This is a genomic window from Billgrantia desiderata (assembly GCF_900108215.1).
Classification (GTDB): Bacteria; Pseudomonadota; Gammaproteobacteria; order Pseudomonadales; family Halomonadaceae; genus Halomonas; species Halomonas desiderata.
Genome location: NZ_FNVC01000001.1, coordinates 254,391 through 271,769, shown reverse-complemented (window position 1 = coordinate 271,769; position 17,379 = coordinate 254,391). Strand labels below are relative to the sequence as shown.

18 protein-coding genes are annotated in these 17,379 nt (G+C 66.6%); 11 read left to right on the top strand and 7 right to left on the bottom strand.

Annotated features, from left to right (window positions below):
* Window positions 1–71: 71 nt before the first annotated feature.
* The 4 genes from C4S71_RS01265 to C4S71_RS01250 are packed head-to-tail and all read right to left on the bottom strand — an operon-like array spanning window position 72 to window position 4,631.
* Window positions 72–1,454: a hypothetical protein gene (locus C4S71_RS01265; protein WP_235014124.1), complete on the bottom strand. Its 1,383-nt coding sequence runs from the start codon at window positions 1,452–1,454 to the stop codon at window positions 72–74.
* 2 nt (window positions 1,455–1,456) lie between these two features.
* Window positions 1,457–1,882, bottom strand: a complete 426-nt coding sequence (locus C4S71_RS01260; protein WP_103967937.1) for a PaaI family thioesterase — start codon at window positions 1,880–1,882, stop codon at window positions 1,457–1,459.
* The gene (locus C4S71_RS01255) at window positions 1,879–3,480 is read right to left on the bottom strand and encodes a class I adenylate-forming enzyme family protein (RefSeq protein WP_103967936.1); all 1,602 of its coding nucleotides are present in this window, start codon (window positions 3,478–3,480) and stop codon (window positions 1,879–1,881) included. Before C4S71_RS01255 ends, C4S71_RS01260 begins: the two co-directional genes overlap by 4 nt.
* Window positions 3,480–4,631: an acyl-CoA dehydrogenase family protein gene (locus C4S71_RS01250; protein ID WP_103967935.1), complete on the bottom strand. Its 1,152-nt coding sequence runs from the start codon at window positions 4,629–4,631 to the stop codon at window positions 3,480–3,482. The genes C4S71_RS01255 and C4S71_RS01250 overlap by 1 nt, the downstream gene beginning before the upstream one ends.
* Before the next feature lie 211 nt (window positions 4,632–4,842).
* Between C4S71_RS01250 and C4S71_RS01245 the strand changes: the two genes are divergently transcribed.
* The 9 genes from C4S71_RS01245 to C4S71_RS01205 all read left to right on the top strand — a co-directional run bounded on the left by C4S71_RS01245 (window position 4,843) and on the right by C4S71_RS01205 (window position 13,288).
* On the top strand, window positions 4,843–6,378 hold the full coding sequence (locus C4S71_RS01245) for a 3-hydroxyacyl-CoA dehydrogenase (protein ID WP_103967934.1): 1,536 nt from the start codon (window positions 4,843–4,845) through the stop codon (window positions 6,376–6,378).
* A gap of 32 nt (window positions 6,379–6,410) precedes the next feature.
* Window positions 6,411–7,619, top strand: coding sequence for a 3-oxoadipyl-CoA thiolase (locus C4S71_RS01240; RefSeq protein WP_103967933.1), 1,209 nt, complete (start codon window positions 6,411–6,413; stop codon window positions 7,617–7,619).
* Between the two features lie 91 nt (window positions 7,620–7,710).
* A complete protein-coding gene (locus C4S71_RS01235) occupies window positions 7,711–8,520 on the top strand; it encodes an IclR family transcriptional regulator (RefSeq protein WP_086509761.1) in 810 nt (269 codons plus the stop codon).
* 120 nt (window positions 8,521–8,640) lie between these two features.
* Entirely contained in the window at window positions 8,641–9,762 is a 1,122-nt protein-coding gene (locus tag C4S71_RS01230; RefSeq protein WP_086509759.1) for an MlaE family ABC transporter permease, read from the top strand.
* Window positions 9,762–10,565, top strand: a complete 804-nt coding sequence (locus tag C4S71_RS01225) for an ABC transporter ATP-binding protein (RefSeq protein ID WP_086509758.1) — start codon at window positions 9,762–9,764, stop codon at window positions 10,563–10,565. Before C4S71_RS01230 ends, C4S71_RS01225 begins: the two co-directional genes overlap by 1 nt.
* Window positions 10,565–11,503, top strand: a complete 939-nt coding sequence (locus C4S71_RS01220; protein ID WP_086509757.1) for an MlaD family protein — start codon at window positions 10,565–10,567, stop codon at window positions 11,501–11,503. Before C4S71_RS01225 ends, C4S71_RS01220 begins: the two co-directional genes overlap by 1 nt.
* Window positions 11,500–12,120 (top strand): ABC-type transport auxiliary lipoprotein family protein, encoded by a 621-nt coding sequence (locus C4S71_RS01215; protein WP_103967932.1) that lies wholly within the window; start codon window positions 11,500–11,502, stop codon window positions 12,118–12,120. The genes C4S71_RS01220 and C4S71_RS01215 overlap by 4 nt, the downstream gene beginning before the upstream one ends.
* Before the next feature lie 119 nt (window positions 12,121–12,239).
* A complete protein-coding gene (gene csiR, locus C4S71_RS01210) occupies window positions 12,240–12,926 on the top strand; it encodes a DNA-binding transcriptional regulator CsiR (protein WP_422666832.1) in 687 nt (228 codons plus the stop codon).
* A 140-nt stretch (window positions 12,927–13,066) separates the two neighbouring features.
* Window positions 13,067–13,288: a hypothetical protein gene (locus tag C4S71_RS01205; RefSeq protein ID WP_086509760.1), complete on the top strand. Its 222-nt coding sequence runs from the start codon at window positions 13,067–13,069 to the stop codon at window positions 13,286–13,288.
* 21 nt (window positions 13,289–13,309) lie between these two features.
* Here C4S71_RS01205 and C4S71_RS01200 read toward each other — a convergent pair whose 3' ends face one another.
* From C4S71_RS01200 to C4S71_RS01190, 3 genes are read right to left on the bottom strand one after another with little or no spacing between them, the layout of a single operon-like run.
* Window positions 13,310–14,248: a 5-oxoprolinase subunit C family protein gene (locus C4S71_RS01200; protein WP_103967930.1), complete on the bottom strand. Its 939-nt coding sequence runs from the start codon at window positions 14,246–14,248 to the stop codon at window positions 13,310–13,312.
* A complete protein-coding gene (pxpB, locus tag C4S71_RS01195) occupies window positions 14,245–14,949 on the bottom strand; it encodes a 5-oxoprolinase subunit PxpB (protein ID WP_103967929.1) in 705 nt (234 codons plus the stop codon). The genes C4S71_RS01200 and pxpB overlap by 4 nt, the downstream gene beginning before the upstream one ends.
* Before the next feature lie 2 nt (window positions 14,950–14,951).
* Window positions 14,952–15,704 (bottom strand): 5-oxoprolinase subunit PxpA, encoded by a 753-nt coding sequence (locus C4S71_RS01190; protein ID WP_103967928.1) that lies wholly within the window; start codon window positions 15,702–15,704, stop codon window positions 14,952–14,954.
* Between the two features lie 215 nt (window positions 15,705–15,919).
* Here C4S71_RS01190 and C4S71_RS01185 point away from each other — a divergent pair, with 215 nt between their 5' ends.
* Both C4S71_RS01185 and C4S71_RS01180 read left to right on the top strand, forming a co-directional pair.
* Entirely contained in the window at window positions 15,920–16,357 is a 438-nt protein-coding gene (locus C4S71_RS01185; protein ID WP_103967927.1) for a VOC family protein, read from the top strand.
* Between the two features lie 13 nt (window positions 16,358–16,370).
* Window positions 16,371–17,339: a LysR family transcriptional regulator gene (locus C4S71_RS01180; protein ID WP_103967926.1), complete on the top strand. Its 969-nt coding sequence runs from the start codon at window positions 16,371–16,373 to the stop codon at window positions 17,337–17,339.
* Window positions 17,340–17,379 lie beyond the last annotated feature (40 nt).

Below are 17,379 nucleotides of genomic sequence, written 5' to 3'. Positions count from 1 at the left end.
TAGGCCATTGGCGTTGCCTGGAGTGGGACGCCACAGGACCATTTCCTGCTCTTCAGTTCTGCTGCAACCCATCACCAGGCGGCATACAGAAACCATCCTGCCAACAGCGGAATGCACGCCAGCAGGAAGCGGGCATTCCAGCGATAGCCGATATGGATCGAGGCCACACCAGTGAAGCGCGACAGGATCAGCATCGAGGCCGTTATGGGCGACGACATCAGCGCCAGCGCCCAGCCAACCATTAGTGCGGCACCGGTCAGCGCCGGCGTCAGGCCTTCGATGGCAAGCGTCGGCAGCAGGCCAACGAGCAGCGTCACGGTGACGATGGGGTTGACGCCGACCTGGGCCAGCCCCACCACCAGCAGCATCGCCAGCACCGCATTGGCCGCCCCGAGCGGCTCGATGATGCCGAGCAGCGGCCCCAGACTCTCCACCGGTATCAGCCCTACGCAAAGATGGCCAAGGTAGCCCGCCCCTCCAAGTATCACGACCTCGTTACCGATGGGAGCTACCAGCCACGGCAACTGGCGATGCAGGCTTGCCACCGCCGCCGGCACGCCCAGCAGGCCGAGTCGATGCCGCTGCCAGGCGAGCCAGGCCATTGCGCTGAGCGGCGCGCCGACCAGGGCGGCAATCGGCAGGCGCAGATCGAGTGCCCAGGAGAGCACGAACACCAGCGTGACGATGCCCAGCAGCAGCAGACAGAACTGTCCCAAGGGAGCCAGCGAAGGCGCCGGCTGGCTGACACTGCGCGCTGCCGTGTTCGGGCCGGTCAGAAAATCGACACTCCAACCCACCAGGAAGATGAGCAGCGCCGCACCGATCACATAGGGTGCGAGGTCGATCCAGCGCAGCTCGGGTAGGCTCGAAAGCACCACCGCCACACCGATCCCCATCGGCGAGATCAGCGGGGCCAGGGAGAACCCCCGCAGCAGAGCCAGCATCATACGGCGCTGGCGCGCTCGACGTACCCACTCTCGCCCCTGGGCCGCCGCCAGCGTGTTGCTCTTCTCGATCATGCCGGCGAACAGATTGAGCACGCCGATATTGAGAATGATGCCGAACAGCGCCGAGCCGGCGGAAAGAATGGGGTATCGGCGAGCGGGCGGCTGCAGCAGCATGGCTGTACCGCAGCGACGCACCAGCCGCGAGCGATAGGCCGGCAGGCGCAGCAGGCTCAATGCCACGACGAAGGTGGCGAAGAAGGCGAAGCGCCCGGCAGCCTCGAACAGCAACCATCCCGCTGCCTCGGCCCGCCATAGCACCACCAGGGTCGCCAGGCAGGCGCTCAGCAGCAGTACTCGGGCCATGTGGGAGAGCACTGCGCCCAAGGTGACCAGATAAGCCGCCAGGGCAAGGATGCCTACTGCCTGCAGCACGATGCTGTAAAAAACCAGATGGCTCAGAGTGGCCAGCGTGACGATAACCAGCAGGCCGGCGCGAAGTCGCGCCATGCTCACTCGGGCAGACCCACCGGCGACTCGCTGCCGCTGCGCCTGCGAAACGCCCCTTCGGCGATGGCCAGCAGTTCGCCATCGGCGCCGACGACTTCGCCGCTGGACATGTACACCTTGCGCCCACCGCCGCGCACCCGGCCGGTGGCGCGCAGCACGCCGGCCCCAGCAGGCCCCACGAAAGTGGTGGTCAGCGACAGCGTCATGCCGCGGCGTACCCGTCCAGGAGTGGCACAATAGAGCCCGGCGAGACTCAGAGCACTGTCGAGCATGGAGGTGAGTACACCGCCGTGCACGATGCCGCTGCGATTGAGATGCCGTTCATCGGCTACCAGCTCCACTATCGCGAGCTCTTCCGCCCACTCGACCACTCGCATGCCGAGCAGCTCGTGGTAGCCCATCAACGCCGTCCGTTCGGATTCACTCATGTCGCGCCCTCCCGATCGGCCATGTTGCGCAGGCACCCTTTGAGGATCTTGCCGCTGGCCGTGGCCGGCAGCGACTCCATGAGAATCAGACGTGCAGGACGCTTGTAGGGAGCCAGCCGGGCAGCAAGAAATTCGCGCAGCGCTTCCTCGCTGAGCATGGCGCCGGGCTCGCACTGGACGAAGGCGACCACCTCCTCGTTGCCCTCCACCTGGCGCCCGACCACCGCCGAGAGTGTCACGTCCGGGTGTTCGTTGATCACCGCCTCCACGTCGGGCGGATAGATATTGAAGCCCGAGCGAATGATCAGCTCCTTGCTGCGTCCGACGATGTAGAGCTGATCGTCCTCGTCGAAGCGCGCGATGTCACCGGTATTGAGCCAGCCATCCTCGCTGAGGCAGGCGCGAGTGGCCGAAGGCTGACGAAAGTAGCCTTTCATCACGTTGGGGCCGCGCACCCATAGCTCACCGGCCCCGGCGTGCTCGGGCTCGTCCTCGCCCCCTTCCCCCAACGGCTCCAGACGATACTCCAGTAACGGCAGCACCCGGCCCACGGTATTGCTGTCGAAGCGATCCTCGATACGGGTCTGGCTGATGGTCGGGCTCGCCTCGGTGAGGCCGTAGCCGTTGTGCAGCGTCAGGCCGAACAGCGCCTGGACACGACGCTTGAGGTCGGCATCCAGGGGCGAACCGCCGGCGGAGATATAGCGCAGCGCGGGAGCCGCCAGCGCTCGTCCTTCGCGACGCAGAAACTCCAGCGTGCGCGCGAACATCGCCGGCACGCCCTGCAGCACGGTGATGCGCTCCTGCTCCAGCGCCGCCAGCATGGCGGCGGCGTCGAAGCGCGGCACGCTGTAGAGGCAGGCGCCGTTGTAGAGCGAGCCCATGCACACCGACGACAGGCCGAACACGTGCGACATCGGCAGCACGCCGTAGACCCGCTCGCCCTCACGCAGATGACGCATCCCCCCCGAGAGCGAGGCGATGTAGAGGATACCGCGATGGGTCAGCATCACTCCCTTGGGTGTGCCGGTGGTACCCGAGGTGTAGATCATCGCCGCCACCTGCTCGGCGCCACTGGCCTCGACCGGCTCCGGCTCCACCTCTATCAGCGGCGATATTCTCAGACGTCCCAGAGTCGAATGTGCGTGGACGGCGGCGCCGTGACGTTCTCCGTGGGCCTCGGCGTCCGGCGAGGCTTCGCTGGTGTAGAACACCCGTCGCGGCTGGCAGTGGTCGCGGATCGCATCGACCTCCTGCGCCGGGAGGCGCGAGTTGACGATAGCCACCCAGACGTCGCGTTCGCTGGCCGCCAGCAGCAGCGTGACCAGCGCCCGGCCATTCTCGCTCACGGTCATGATGCGGTCGCCCGGGCGTACGTCGAGCGAGTCGAGCCAAGCGGCGGCGGCGCGAATCTCGCGCCCCAGCTCGGCATAGCTCCAGCGGATCTCGCCATCGACCAGCGCCGGCTCGGCGGCCAGGCGCTCGGCGTTCTCCAACACCCGGGTACTCAAGCGTTCGGGCAGTTCGGCCACCAGCTCGCTCGCCAGGCGGCCGAAGATCGCCTCGTCAGGCGCCCGGCGGCACACCGAGAGCGCCATCAGCTCACCTCCCGCACCATGTTGCGCGCGATCACTACCTGCTGGATCTGGGTCGTACCCTCGTAGATGCGGAACAAGCGAACGTCGCGATAGAAACGCTCCACCGCGTATTCCGCCATGTAGCCGGCACCGCCGTGCACCTGCACTGCCCGGTCGGCCACGCGGCCCACCATCTCGGCGCAGAACAGCTTGCAGCAGGAGGCCAGCGTCGAGACGTTCTCGCCGGCATCCTTTCGCCGCGCAGCGTCGAGTACCATGGTGCGGCCGGCGTAGGCTTCGGTCTTGCTGTCGGCAAGCATCGCCTGCACCAGTTGGTGCTCGGCCAGCGGCACGCCGAACTGCTTGCGCTCGATGGCGTAGTTGAGCGACTCCTCGACCAGCCGCTCGGCCACGCCCACGCATACCGCCGAGATGTGCAGGCGGCCGCGGTCGAGTACCTTCATCGCGGTCTTGAAGCCCTTTCCTTCCACACCGCCGATGATGTTTTCGGCCGGTACCCGGCAGTCCTCGAAGATGATGTCGCAGGTGTGAGCGCCCTTCTGGCCCATCTTGCTGTCGGCCGGGCCGCGCTTGAGCCCCGGGGTATCGCCTTCGACGATGAAGGCAGTGATGCCACCGGCGCCCTTGTTGCCGGGGTCGGTGCGCACCATGACGGTGAAGACGTCGGCCTCGGGGCCGTTGGTGATGAAACGCTTGGTGCCGTTGAGCACGTAGTGATCGCCGTCGCGGACCGCGGTGGTGCGCAGGCTGGCGGCATCCGAACCGGCGTCGGGCTCGGTGAGGCAGAAGGAGCTGAGCAGTTCGCCGGTGGCCAGTCGCGGCACGTATTTGGCCTTCTGCTCCGGGGTGCCGTCGATCAGGATGCCCTGAGCGCCGATACCGTTGTTGGTGCCGAAGATCGAACGGAAAGCCGGTGAGGTCTTGCCGATCTCCATCGCCACCAGCGCCTCCTCCTCCATGGTCAGCCCCAGGCCGCCGTACTCCTCCGGAATCGACAGGCCGAACAGCCCCATCTCCTTCATCTCCTCGAGCAGCTCCGCTGGCACCGCGTCCTCCTCGGCCAGCCGCGCCTCGTTGGGGATCAGGCGCTCGCGCACGAAGCGGGAAATGGTATCGATGAGCTGAGCGAGCAGTTCGGGATCGCGAATCATGACGTGTCCTCACGCAGGGAAGGCGGCTGATCGGGACGAGACACTCTTGAATCCGGTGAGCGTATCTGTCCTTATTTGGCTAAGCAGAATTTCGCTAGGCAGAATCAAAGACCGCATTTGATTGTCAGGAAATGTGGCATAGCCTAGGATGGCAGTCAATAAACGAAATCACGTTCCGCAATGCAGAACAAAGGTGCCAGAGGAGCTTTCCATGCCGAACGCAACAGCGACCCCGCCCTTCAAGACGCTGGGTATTGTCGGGACCGGCGCCATGGGCCGCGGTATCGCCCAGATCGCCGCCCAGGCCGGATTGACCGTGCTGCTCCACGACCTGCGCGAAGGCGCCGTCACTGAGGCGCGGGAGTTCGTTGGCGGCATGTGGCAGCGCGCCGTGGACAAGCAGCGCCTGAGCGAGGCCGAAGCCGAGCGCTATCGCGCCAACCTGAAGGAAGCCGCCACCCTCGGCGAGCTTGCCGGATGCGACATCGTCGTCGAAGCCATCGTCGAGAAGCTCGAAGCCAAGCAGGCGCTGTTCCAGCAGCTCGAAGAGATTCTCGACGACCAGGCGGTACTGGCCACCAACACCTCGTCGCTGTCGGTGACGGCGATCGCCTCGAGCTGCCGCCTTCCCCAGCGCGTGATCGGCTTTCACTTCTTCAACCCGGTTCCGCTGATGAAGATCGTCGAGGTGATCCCGGGGCTGCGCACCGCCAGCGACGTCGCCGACCGGGTGGAAGCGCTGGGCCAGGCCATGGGGCACTTCACCGCGCGTACTACCGATACCCCGGGCTTCCTGGTCAACCACGCCGGTCGTGCCTTCGGTACCGAAGCGCTGCGCATCCTCGGCGAGCGCGTCACCGATCACGTCACCATCGATCGCATCCTGGTCGATCAGGGCGGCTTTCGCATGGGGCCCTTCGCCCTGCTCGATCTCACCGGGCTCGACGTCTCCCATGCGGTGATGGAGTCGATCTACCACCAGTACTACGAGGAGCCGCGTTTTCGCCCCTCGCCGCTGACCCGTCAGCGCCTCACCGCCGGCCTGCTCGGGCGCAAGACGGGCGAAGGCTTCTACCGCTATGTGGAAGGCAAACCCCAGGTGCCCGACGAGACCCCGCCGCCCCCGGTCGAACCGCGACCAGTGTGGATCGGCGCCGAGGATGACGAAGCCCGCCGCCAGCTCATCGGGCTGGTAACCGCAGCGGGCTGGCCGCTGGAGAATGCTGAAGAGAGCCACGAGACGCCCACCCCAGACGCGCTTTGCCTGCTGGCCCCGCTGGGCGAGGACGCTACTTCCTGCGCCCTGCGGCTGGGCCTGCCCGCCGAGCGCTGCGTGGCCGTGGATCTGCTGGCCGGCCTCGAACGGCGTCGCAGCCTGATGCTCACACCGGCCACTCGCGCGGCCTACCGTGATGCCGCCGCCGCCCTGTTCGCCCACGACGGCACGCCGGTCAGCTTGCTCGACGACAGCACCGGCTTCGTGCTGCAGCGGGTGGTGGCCTGCATCGTCAACGTCGGCTGCGAGATCGCGCAACAGGGCGTGGCCGCACCGCAAACCGTCGACCGCGCCGTAGAGCTGGGTCTGGGCTATCCCCACGGGCCGTTGGCCATGGGCGACCACTACGGCAGCCGTCGGATCCTGACCATTCTCGACAACATGCTGGCCGCCACCGGCGATCCCCGCTATCGCGCCAGCCCCTGGCTGCGCCGCCGTGCCACCCTCGATATGCCGCTGACAGACGTCTGATGCCTCAAAGGAGCCACCATAAAGGAGCCACCATGCAAGACGCCTACATCTTTGACGGACTGCGCACTCCCTTCGGCCGCCACGGTGGCAGCCTGGCCGCAGTGCGTCCCGACGACCTGCTGGGTCATGTGCTGAAGGCGCTGGTCGCACGCAACGGCTTTGCCGCCGAGGCCTACGAAGAAGTGCTGGCCGGTTGCACCAACCAGGCCGGCGAGGACTCGCGCAACGTGGCCCGTCACGCGGGGCTGCTGGCCGGGCTGCCGGTCGAAGTGGCGGCCCAGACGGTCAACCGCCTGTGCGGCAGCGGCCTGGCCGCGGTGATCGATGCCGCGCGGGCCACTCGCCTCGGCGAGGGCGAACTGTTCCTTGCCGGCGGCGTGGAGTCGATGTCGCGCGCCCCCTACGTGCTGGGCAAGGCGGAGTCGCCCTTCGCCCGCAACCAGCCGCTGTACGACACCGTGATCGGCTCGCGCTTCCCCAACCCCTGGCTCGCCCGCGAGTACGGCAGCCACAGCATGCCCGAGACCGCCGACAACGTGGCCCATGACCTCGGCATCGGCCGTGACGCCAGCGACGCCTTCGCCGCCCGCTCACAGGCGCGCTACGCCGAAGCCCTGGCACGGGGCTTCTATGACGACGAGCTGCTCGCCGTCGAGGTACCCCAGGGGCGCAAGCAGCCGCCGCTGACAGTGGACCGAGACGAGCATCCGCGTCCGGGTACCGATGCCGGCAAGCTGGCCCGGCTCGGCCCGCTGTTCGAAGGCGGCGTGGTCACCGCCGGCAACGCCTCCGGCCTCAACGACGGTGCCGCGGCGTTGATCGTCGGCAGCCTGGCCGCCGGCGAGCGTGCAGGCATGGCCCCGCGGGCGCGTATCGTGGCCAGCGCCGTGGCCGGGGTACCCCCTCGGGTGATGGGGTTGGGGCCGGTACCGGCCAGCCGCAAGGCGCTGGAACGCGCCGGCCTGAACCTCGCGCAGATGGACGCGATCGAGATCAACGAGGCCTTCGCCGTTCAGGTATTGGGATGCACCCAGCAGCTCGGACTCGACCCCGACGACAGCCGGCTCAATGCCAACGGCGGGGCCATTGCCATCGGCCATCCATTGGGCGCTTCGGGCGCCCGCCTTGCGTTGACCGCCCTGCGTCAGCTCGAAGCCGGCGGTGGCCGCTATGCGCTGGTCACCATGTGCATCGGCGTCGGGCAAGGCATCGCCTGCATCATCGAAAGAATGAACGGCTGATCGCCACGCCGCCCCGGAGCGGCGCCGCCAACGCACCCGCCCGGGGCAATATGCGATACTCCGCCCAACGATTTCGCGACAGGGAACCGCCATGAACAAGCCCGCCCAGTTGGAAGACGACACCCCGCCGACCAAGGACCGCAACTTCGTCACTGCCCTGGCTCGCGGCCTCGAGCTGCTGCGCGCTTTCGCCCCCGGTGAGGAATATCTCGGCAATGCCGAGCTTTCCAGCCGTACCGGCATTCCCCGGCCCACGGTGTCGCGACTGACCTATACGCTGACCCAGCTCGGTTATCTGCGCCACAACACGCGGCTGGAGAAATACCGCCTGGGCCCAGGCATCCTGGCACTGGGCTACCGCTTCCTGGCCAGTCAGGGCATCCGCGAGATCGCCCGCCCCTTCATGCAGCAGTTCGCCGAGGCCACCGACTGCAACGTCAGTCTGGGAGCGGCCGACAAGACCGAAATGGTCTACATCGAAAGCTGCCACGGCAGCGGCCCGCTGATCGTGCGGCTCGACGTCGGTTCGCGGCTGCCGATGGCGACCACGGCCATCGGGCGTGCCTGGCTTTGCGGTCTTTCCGAGTCCCGTCGCGAAGCGGTATTGGCGGAGCTGGCCAGGGCCCACGGCGCCGACTGGCCGGCGTTGGAGAAGGGTATCCGGCGCAGCCAGGAGGATTACGCCCGCTACGGCTTCTGCCTTTCCGAGGGCGACTGGCAGTCGCAGATCAGTGCCGTGGCCACGCCGCTGGTGCTCGAAGACGGCGCCGAAGTGATGGCGATCAACTGCGGCGGTGCCGCCCATCGACTGAGTCATTCGATCATGGTCGACAACCTAGGGCCGCGACTGAAGGAAGTGGCACGCCGCATTCTCGGCGAACTCGAGCACGGCACCGGCTGAGGCTGCGTCGAACCCGAGCTTGGCAAGTCCTGCGCCGCTGTCGCCCAACGGCGTATGACGATATAGTGATGGTGAGATTGCCTTCGGGCACCATTTTCAGGGAGAGAAGCACCACTCGCCATGCCCGACACCGCTTCACGTCCCGGCATGCTGGAACAGCAGGCCCACCGTCTGAGCGCCGTGGGCGACTGGACCCTGCCGCACTATGCCAGGCTCAGGGACGCCGTGGCGCGGGTTCATGAAGCCGACTCGGTCGATCTGGCCCAGCTCGGCGAGCTGGATACGTCAGGTGCTTCGCTGTTGGTCGACCTGCTGGGTCCCGATGCCGTCAGCGACATCGCCGAGTGGGCGCCCGGTCTGCCCCCGGAGCGCCAGGCCCTGCTAAAGGCCGTTGCCGACGCCACTCGCCGCCGTCCGCTGCCGCCGCCAGCGCCCCGGCCGGCTCCGCTGGCGGCCTTGGCCAGCCTGGGACAGGTCGTCGAGCAGCTCGCCCGTCAGCAGTTGCAGCTGATCGCCTTCGTTGGCCTGACCCTGAGCACGCTACTGACCACGCTCTTCACGCCATGGCGCTGGCGCCTCACCTCACTGGTGGCGCACGTTCAGCAGACCGGGCTCAACGCCATCCCCATTGTCGCCCTGCTCACCTTCCTGGTCGGCGCCGTGGTCGCCTTCCTGGGCGCCACGGTGTTGCGCGACTTCGGCGCCACCATCTACACCGTCAACCTGGTCGCCTACGCCTTCCTGCGCGAATTCGGCGTGCTGCTCGCCGCCATCCTGCTGGCCGGCCGCACCGCCAGCGCCTTCACCGCCCAGATCGGCTCGATGAAGGCCAACGAGGAGCTCGATGCGCTGCGGGCGCAAGGCCTCGACCCCATGGAGCTGCTGGTGCTGCCGCGCGTACTGGCCATGACCGTCAGCCTGCCGATCCTGACCCTGATCGGCATGCTCTGCGGCATGTTCGGTGGCGCGCTGGTGTGCGCCCTGGCACTGGACATCTCCTTTGCCCAATTCATCGCCATCGTGCAACGCGACATCCCCTTGGGGCACTTTCTGGTGGGCATCGGCAAGGCACCGCTGTTCGCCTTCGTCATTGCCGTGATCGGCTGTCTGGAAGGGTTCAAGGCCGAGGCCAGCGCCCAGTCGGTGGGCGAGCACACCACCTCGAGCGTGGTGCAGTCGATCTTCATGGTGATCCTGCTCGATGCCCTGGCCGCACTGTTCTTCATGGAGATGGGCTGGTGATGAATGCCTCGGAGCCCATCGTCGAGATTCGCGGCCTGGTCAACCGCTTCGGCCGGCATGTGGTTCACGAGGGGCTGGATCTGGACATTCGCCGCGGCGAGATACTCGGCGTGGTGGGCGGCTCGGGCACCGGCAAGTCGGTACTGCTGCGCAGCATCGTCGGCCTCAAGCGACCCGACGGCGGCTCCATTCGCGTTTTCGGCGAGGAGCTGCAGCGCCTGCCTGCCGCCCGCCGCGCCAGCATCGAACGCCGCTTCGGCGTGCTGTTCCAGCGCGGCGCCCTGTTCTCCTCGTTGAACCTGCAGGAGAACGTCGCCCTGCCGCTGATCGAACATGCCGGCCTGTCGCGCGCCGATGCCGAACGCCTGGCGCGGGTCAAGCTGGCCCTGGCGGGGCTGCCCCCCGATGCCGCCCGGCTCGATCCGGCCGCGCTTTCCGGCGGCATGATCAAGCGCGCCGCCCTGGCCCGCGCCCTGGCCCTGGACCCCGAGGTGCTGTTCCTCGACGAGCCCACCGCGGGCCTCGATCCCATCGGCGCCGCCGCTTTCGACCGCCTGCTGGTGACCCTGCGCGATGCCCTGGGCTTCAGTGTCTTTCTGGTCACCCACGATCTCGATACGCTGTACTCGAGCTGCGACCGGGTCGCCGTCATCGCCGACAAGCGCGTGCTGGTGGCCGACTCCCTGTCGGTGGTGGAAGCCACCGACGACCCCTGGATACGCGACTATTTCCATGGTCCCAGAGGTCGCGCAGCCAGCCAGGCGGCGCAGCAACTCACATCTCCGCCGGGAGGGCAAAGCTGATGGAAACCCGCGCACACCATGTCGTGATCGGCCTGTTCGTCGTGCTGACACTCGTCGGCGGCGTGCTGTTCGCCCTGTGGCTCAACCAGAGCACCCGCGCCCAGGCCTATACCCATTACGAAGTGCTGTTCAACCACGGCGTCAGCGGGCTGTCGGAGGGCAATGCCGTGGAGTACAGCGGCGTCAGGGTCGGTGACGTCGTGGAGCTGCGCCTCGACCCGGCCGATCCGCGCAACGTCATGGCCCTCATTCGCGTCGAGAGCCAGGTGCCGATTCGTCAGGACACCCGTGCGCGCCTGGCGCTGGCCAACATCACCGGCAGCATGTCGATCCAGCTGCACGGCGGCACGCCCGAGAGCCCGCTGCTGATCGCCCGCGGCGAACGACCGGCACGCATCGTCGCCGATCAATCGCCGCTGGGCGCCCTGCTCAGCGACAGCGAGGAGCTGCTGGGCAACGTCAATCGCGTGCTGTCGCGGCTGGAGGCGGTGCTGTCGGAGGAGAACGTGGAGAGCGTGGAGCGGATCCTGGCCAATCTCGAGCGCACCACCGCTCAGCTTGCCGCCATCGGCGATGCCCCGGCCCGGCTCGCCGAGAGCATGGAAGAGGTTTCACGGGAAGCCGCCCGCGCCCTGGCCGAATTCCGCGCTCTGGCCAACCGCACCGGCGGCCTGATGCAGGGCCATGCCGAGGGCATCATGATCGACACCCGCCAGCTCACCGCCAGCCTGTCCCGCACGGCCCAGAGCCTCGAGGAGCTGCTGGCGGACAACCAGGGGGCACTGGAAAGCGGCATGCGCGGCGTGCAGGGCCTGGGGCCGGCCACCATCGAGCTGCGCAACACGCTCTCCTCGCTCAATCGCATCGTGCGCCGCCTGGAGGAGAATCCCCGCAACTTCCTGCTGGGACGCGACCGCGTCGAGGAGTTCAGCCCATGAGGTATCGCCCGCGCTTGTCCTGGCTCGTCGCGTTGGCAGTGGCCCTGGCGCTCGGTGGCTGCCAATTCGTGCCGGAACGCACGCCGGTCGCCTTCTACGATCTGCCGGCGCGGACACTGACGCCCACGCCTTCGTCGGCCACCCAGGTGGACGCCACCCTGCGCCTGGCCACGCCGCGCGCCAGCGGGCTGCTCGACGGCACGCGGATCCTCGTCGTGCCGCAGCCCAACCGCCCTCAGGTGTACGCCGGCGCACGCTGGGCCGATGCCATGCCGCTATTGCTGCGCGATCGGCTGCTCGACGCCTTCCATGACGATGGCCGCCTGCCCGGTGTGGTGCACGAGGACAGCGGCGTCACCGCCGACGTGGAGCTGCACAGCGACCTGCGGACCTTCCACAGCGAGTACCGCAGCGGTCGGCCGGAGGCCGTGATCCGCCTCGAAGCCAGACTGGTCGATGCCCGCACGCAGCGTCTGCTGGCCAGCCAGCGCTTTCTCCACTACCAGCGGGCCGACAGCGAGTCCATCGAAGACGTGGTCGATGCCTTCGGCACGGCCGCCGACCGCTTGGCACAGGAACTGGTGGACTGGAGCCTGATGCAGATGCATGAGCGCTGACCGGTATGACGACAGCCGTCAAGTGAATGTAGACACTTGTTATGAATGTCGTGTGGTTACCGCCAACGGTGGCCTTTGGTTATCATGGGCGAAAAAGCAAGGAAACAGCGACAATGACGATGGACAGCTCGCCACGCCAGAATCTCGGTATCAGCGCTTACAGCTGGCTCAAACGCGACATCACACGAGGCGTCTTCCAGCCCGGCGAAAAGCTGCTGATGAGCCGGCTCAAGGAGCGCTATCAGTTGGGCATCGGCCCCCTGCGCGAAGCGCTGTCACAGCTCGTCGCCGAGCGCCTGGTGGTAGCGATCAGCCAGCGCGGCTATCGGGTAGCGCCCATGTCGCTGGCCGAGCTCGCCGATCTCTACGACGCCCGCGCGCAGTTGGAGGGGCTGATTCTCACGCTGGCCATCGAACGCGGCGACGATAGCTGGGAAGCGGATATCCTGGCCAAGGCGCACACCCTCGCCAAGGTCATGGAAGTGAACAGCCCCGATGAGATGCTGGACGTGTGGGACGCCCGGCACAAGGCATTCCACACGGCCATCGCCAGCGGCTGCCGCTCGCCGCATCTGCTGCAGGTACGCGAGAGCCTGTTCGACCAGGTGGAACGTTACCGCCATCTGTGGCTGCGTGAAACGGTCTTCTCGGAGGAAGCGCTGGAGCGCAAGCGCCAGGAGCACGCCGCCCTGGTCGAGGTGATCCTGGCCCGTGAGGCCACACGCGCCGCCGAGATGATGCGCGAACACCTGATGACCCCGGTGCCCATCATCACGCAGGTCATGACCCGACGGGGCCTGGCCTGAGCGCTGCCCGGTCATTGCCCTGTCATGTCGCTGCGTGAGAATCGCAAGTGACAGGCCGCTGCCGGCGGCTTATGTTGAAGACATACCATCCAAGCACGGCCAGGCACAGTCTCGGCCGCCAAGGCCTGATGGGGGGCGCCATGCCACACCTGCTGCGGTTCTCACGCGACATCGAACTTCGTCTGGAACGACTCTCCCAGCGCACCGGCCAGAGCAAGAGCGCCTTGATCGAACGCTGCCTTGCCGTGGGCATGCACGACCTGGAGTCTCAGCTGCTGCTGGAAGAAGCCGTCAGCGCTCCTACCGTTGCCGACAAGCCCGCTCTCGATCAGCTGCTGCGCGAAAGCGGCCTGGGAGCCTGATGTACGGACTCCCCTCCCGGCTCAGCGGAAGGCCGCCAGGCAACGGCGATGTGTACGCAAGGCATGCTCGCGGGCGGTGGCCACCAGCCTGACCTCCTGCCCCGGCAGGCACTGCGCCAGCCGCGCCGCGGCCAGCGGCGTCAGCGCCCCCAGACGCGGATACCCACCGATGGTCTGACGGTCGTTCAGCAGCACGATCGGCTGGCCATCGGGCGGCACCTGTACCGCGCCCAGCGGTATGCCCTCGGAAATCATGCTTCCCAGTCGGCAGTGCAGTTTCGGCCCCACCAACCTGACCCCCATTCGATCGGCACGATCGTCGACCCGCCAAGGCAGGTTGAAGGCACGAGAAAGGCTGGCGCCGCTGAAATGACCGATCTGGGCGCCGGGTACCAGCGCCAGCCAGTTTCCCGAAAGCGCCATGTTGATCGCCGGGTCGAACGGCAGTCGGCGGCCGGTGACGGCACGGCCGTTCCATGCCAGCTTGTCGTCGACCTGCAGCGTACGCCCATCGCCGTGCAGCCCGCCCAGTTGCTCCCGGGGCGTGGCGCTGCGACTTCCCAGCACCTGGGGCGCTTCGAGTCCGCCGGGCACGGCCAGGTAGGCGCGCAAGCCATTGCGCGGCTGACGGAAGACCAGGCGCTGGCCGGCGCGAATGGTGAAGCTGACACCGGGCGCCAGCGGTCGCTCGTCGAGACGGGCATCGAGATCGGCGCCCATCAGCGCCAGCGTGGAGTCCGCCTCCGCTTCCAGCTCAAGACCGCCACCGATGACGATTTCCAGCGCTGCGGCATCCAGCGCGTTGCCCAATAGCCAGTTGGCCCAGCGAAACGAGAACCAATCGGCAGCCCCGCCCTGGGTGACCCCCAGGTGGCGCACTCCGAAGCGACCGTCGTCCACCAGCAGCGCCAGGGGCCCGGCCCGCACGACTCGCAGCGCGCCCTTGTCGGAAACGCTCATGGCGCACTCTCCAGCACCGTCGTATCGCCCCCCTGGCGGACGAACTCCTCGCGACTGATGGACTTGAAGCGGACCCGATCGCCCGGCCGCAGCAGGGGCTCGCCGCGGCGGGCGTGTTCGAACAGCGGGAAGGCGGTACGCCCGAGGATGTTCCAGCCGCCCGGTGAGGTCAGCGGGTAGATCGCGGTCTGGCGGTCGGCGATGCCTACACTGCCCGCGGCCACGCGGCGCCGGGGCGTTTTCAGCCGCGGGGTGGCCAGCGCCTCTTCCACCAGCCCCATGAAGCTGTAGCCGGGTGCGAAACCCAGGGCAAAGACGTAATAGTCACGGCCACAGTGGCGACGTACCACCTCGTCCACCGCGATGCCGGCTCGTTCGGCCACCCGGGTGAGATCCGGTCCGACACTGAGGTCGTACCAGACCGGCACTTCATGACATTGGCCCAGCCCGGTGTCGGCCGGCTCCAGGCGTTCGAGTACGCGGTGGATACGCCCGATGGCCTCGTCGTGGTCGAGCCGCAGCGCATCGTAGTGCAGCATGAGGGTGGTGTAGGAGGGCACCAGGTCGATGAGCTCCTCGCCGAAGGCCTCGCGCAGGGCGCGATCGGCGGCCACGATCCAGCCCATGTTGGCCTCGTCGATGGCGTCGAACAGGCGCACCATGAGCACGTCCATGGCAGTCAGCTCGATCTGCGCGAACATCGTCACGCCCGGTCCAGCTTGTCGAAGGCCTCGCGTATCGCCCGAACGGCCGCTACCGACTCGGGATTGTCGCCATGCACGCAGAGCGTATCGCAAGGCAGCTGCAGAGGCGTACCGTCGATGGCCGCCAGCGGCTCGCCGCGAGCCAGGCTCACGGCCTGGGCGACGATGGTCGCCTGGTCATGGTGCACCGCCCCCGGCAAACGGCGCGAGACGAGATGGCCGCCGGCATCGTAGGCACGATCGGCAAAGGTCTCGAACCAGATGGCGATGCCCATCTCCGCCGCCAGCTGGCGGCTCGGCTCCGGGTCGGCGGTTGCCATCAGCATCAGCGGCAGGCTCGGATCGTAGCTGGTCACGGCGCGCATCACGGCCCTCAGCAGCTCGGGGTCCCGTGCCATGTCGTTGTACAGCGCACCGTGCGGCTTGACGTAGCGAACGGCCGTTCCCTCCGCCTGACAGATGCCGGCCAGCGCGCCGATCTGATACAGCACCAGATCCTCGACTTCGGCGGGGGAACAAGCCATGGAGCGACGACCGAAACCCATCAGATCGGGATAGGCGGGATGGGCGCCGACCTTGACGCCATGCTCCACCGCCAGGCGCACCGTATGGCGCATCACATGAGGGTCGGAGGCATGGAAACCGCAGGCGATATTGGCACAGTCGACGTAAGGCATGACCTCGCCATCCAGCCCCAGCGTGTAGTTGCCGAAGCTTTCCCCCATATCGCAATTGAGCAGTGGCACGGCCATTGGCGACTCCTTTTTGCGCTGTCTTGAACTGTTCTTGTGATGATCGACACTATATGAAGCGCCCTTTTTCAATGCCAATCGTTTTTCACGATACTCAATATCGGCATCCCCTATCATATTGTTATTCTGTGGAAAAATGGTTGACGCCATGTCGCTTCGCGATTATCAATGAAATGAAGCCAGGCAATACAATGCCAATAAAAGGAGTATTACTCATGGCCGTAAAAGATCCCTTCCATCTGGCCGTACAGGTACGTGATATCGACGAGGCACGTCGCTTCTACGGCGACTTCCTCGGCTGCCCCGAAGGCCGCTCATCCGCGAGCTGGGTCGACTTCGATCTCTACGGGCATCAGTTCGTTTGCCACCTCAACCCCGCCTTGAAAGACGCCGGAGTTTCCAGCCACAAGAACCCGGTGGACGGACATGGCGTGCCGGTTCCACATTTCGGCGTGGTGCTGGAGATGGATGCCTGGGAAGCCCTGGCGCAGAAATTGCGCGAGCACGGCGTGGCATTCGAGATCGAACCCTACATCCGCTTCAAGGGCGAGCCGGGGGAACAGGCCACCATGTTCTTCTACGATCCCTCCGGCAATGCCCTGGAGTTCAAGGCGTTCAAGAATCGCGAAGAACAGCTGTTCAAGAAGTCCTGAGCCGGATTCGCAGATGCTCGATTTCAAGGAGCTGGAAGCGTTCGTCTGGGCGGTGAGGCTGGGCTCCTTCCGCAAGGCGGCCATGCGCCTGCACCTGACCCAACCCTCGATCTCGGAGCGCATCTCGCGCCTCGAGAGCAGCGTGGGAGAGGTGCTGCTGGAGCGCTCGGCCAGGCCGATCCAGCCCACCATGCGCGGACGCGAGTTCTTCGTCCACGCCGAGCGTCTTCTGCAGCAGCGTGACGCGGCGATGAAGCTGTTCGAGGATGAGGAGAACTATTCCGCCCCACTGCGCCTCGGCGCCATCGAGACCATTGCCCACAGCTGGCTGCCCGACTTCATGCGTTGCCTGACCCAGCGCTATCCGCAGCTGACCATCGAGCTGAGCGTCGATTACTCGCCGGCGCTCAACCGCCGCCTGGCGAAGAACGATCTGGACATTCTGCTGGCGATGAATGGCTACCTGGAGCCGGAGCGCATCGATCAGCTGCCGCTGAGCCCTTACGAGATGGGTATGTTCGTCTCACCCGACCATGTCGAGACGATCGCGGTACAGGGTAGCGAGTGGCTTGGCTGCCTGCCCTTCATCTCCTTCGGCAAGCGGGCCAGACCCTACGAGGAGCTGGTGGAGTACCTGGATCGCCAGGGCGTGGCGGAGCCCCGCATTCACAGTGTCAGCACGCTGATGACCATCGTGCGCATGACCATGGAAGGACTCGGCATCGGCGCGCTCCCCGTCGCCACCGTACTCGACGAATGGCGCCAGGGTCAGCTCTATCGGATCGAGCTGCCGCAGCCCCTGCCGGACATGCATTACGACGTGATCTGGCGCATCGGCAGCCATCCCCGGTTCTGCCGCAGCGTGGGGCTGCTGGCACAGCAATGCGCCAAGCGCTATGCAGAGTCACGCATGACCGACATGACGACAAGCGATTTCTCCGGCCGCTGGGTGAGGCCGAAGCGTCCCGAAACTCACCCATAGGCGCTCTGACGCCACCCACACAACTCCAACTAGAGAGACC

Excerpts from the sequence above, each read along its gene's own strand:
- C4S71_RS01235 (WP_086509761.1), top strand. The coding sequence starts at position 7,711 with ATGAACAAGCCCGCCCAGTTGGAAGACGACACCCCGCCGACCAAGGAC.
- C4S71_RS01190 (WP_103967928.1), bottom strand. The coding sequence starts at position 15,704 with ATGGCCGTGCCACTGCTCAATTGCGATATGGGGGAAAGCTTCGGCAAC.
- C4S71_RS01250 (WP_103967935.1), bottom strand. The coding sequence starts at position 4,631 with ATGATTCGCGATCCCGAACTGCTCGCTCAGCTCATCGATACCATTTCC.
- pxpB (WP_103967929.1), bottom strand. The coding sequence starts at position 14,949 with ATGTTCGCGCAGATCGAGCTGACTGCCATGGACGTGCTCATGGTGCGC.
- C4S71_RS01220 (WP_086509757.1), top strand. The coding sequence starts at position 10,565 with ATGGAAACCCGCGCACACCATGTCGTGATCGGCCTGTTCGTCGTGCTG.
- C4S71_RS01240 (WP_103967933.1), top strand. The coding sequence starts at position 6,411 with ATGCAAGACGCCTACATCTTTGACGGACTGCGCACTCCCTTCGGCCGC.
- C4S71_RS01205 (WP_086509760.1), top strand. The coding sequence starts at position 13,067 with ATGCCACACCTGCTGCGGTTCTCACGCGACATCGAACTTCGTCTGGAA.
- C4S71_RS01185 (WP_103967927.1), top strand. The coding sequence starts at position 15,920 with ATGGCCGTAAAAGATCCCTTCCATCTGGCCGTACAGGTACGTGATATC.
- C4S71_RS01255 (WP_103967936.1), bottom strand. The coding sequence starts at position 3,480 with ATGGCGCTCTCGGTGTGCCGCCGGGCGCCTGACGAGGCGATCTTCGGC.
- C4S71_RS01260 (WP_103967937.1), bottom strand. The coding sequence starts at position 1,882 with ATGAGTGAATCCGAACGGACGGCGTTGATGGGCTACCACGAGCTGCTC.
- csiR (WP_422666832.1), top strand. The coding sequence starts at position 12,240 with ATGGACAGCTCGCCACGCCAGAATCTCGGTATCAGCGCTTACAGCTGG.
- C4S71_RS01225 (WP_086509758.1), top strand. The coding sequence starts at position 9,762 with ATGAATGCCTCGGAGCCCATCGTCGAGATTCGCGGCCTGGTCAACCGC.
- C4S71_RS01245 (WP_103967934.1), top strand. The coding sequence starts at position 4,843 with ATGCCGAACGCAACAGCGACCCCGCCCTTCAAGACGCTGGGTATTGTC.
- C4S71_RS01215 (WP_103967932.1), top strand. The coding sequence starts at position 11,500 with ATGAGGTATCGCCCGCGCTTGTCCTGGCTCGTCGCGTTGGCAGTGGCC.
- C4S71_RS01265 (WP_235014124.1), bottom strand. The coding sequence starts at position 1,454 with ATGGCGCGACTTCGCGCCGGCCTGCTGGTTATCGTCACGCTGGCCACT.
- C4S71_RS01180 (WP_103967926.1), top strand. The coding sequence starts at position 16,371 with ATGCTCGATTTCAAGGAGCTGGAAGCGTTCGTCTGGGCGGTGAGGCTG.
- C4S71_RS01230 (WP_086509759.1), top strand. The coding sequence starts at position 8,641 with ATGCCCGACACCGCTTCACGTCCCGGCATGCTGGAACAGCAGGCCCAC.
- C4S71_RS01200 (WP_103967930.1), bottom strand. The coding sequence starts at position 14,248 with ATGAGCGTTTCCGACAAGGGCGCGCTGCGAGTCGTGCGGGCCGGGCCC.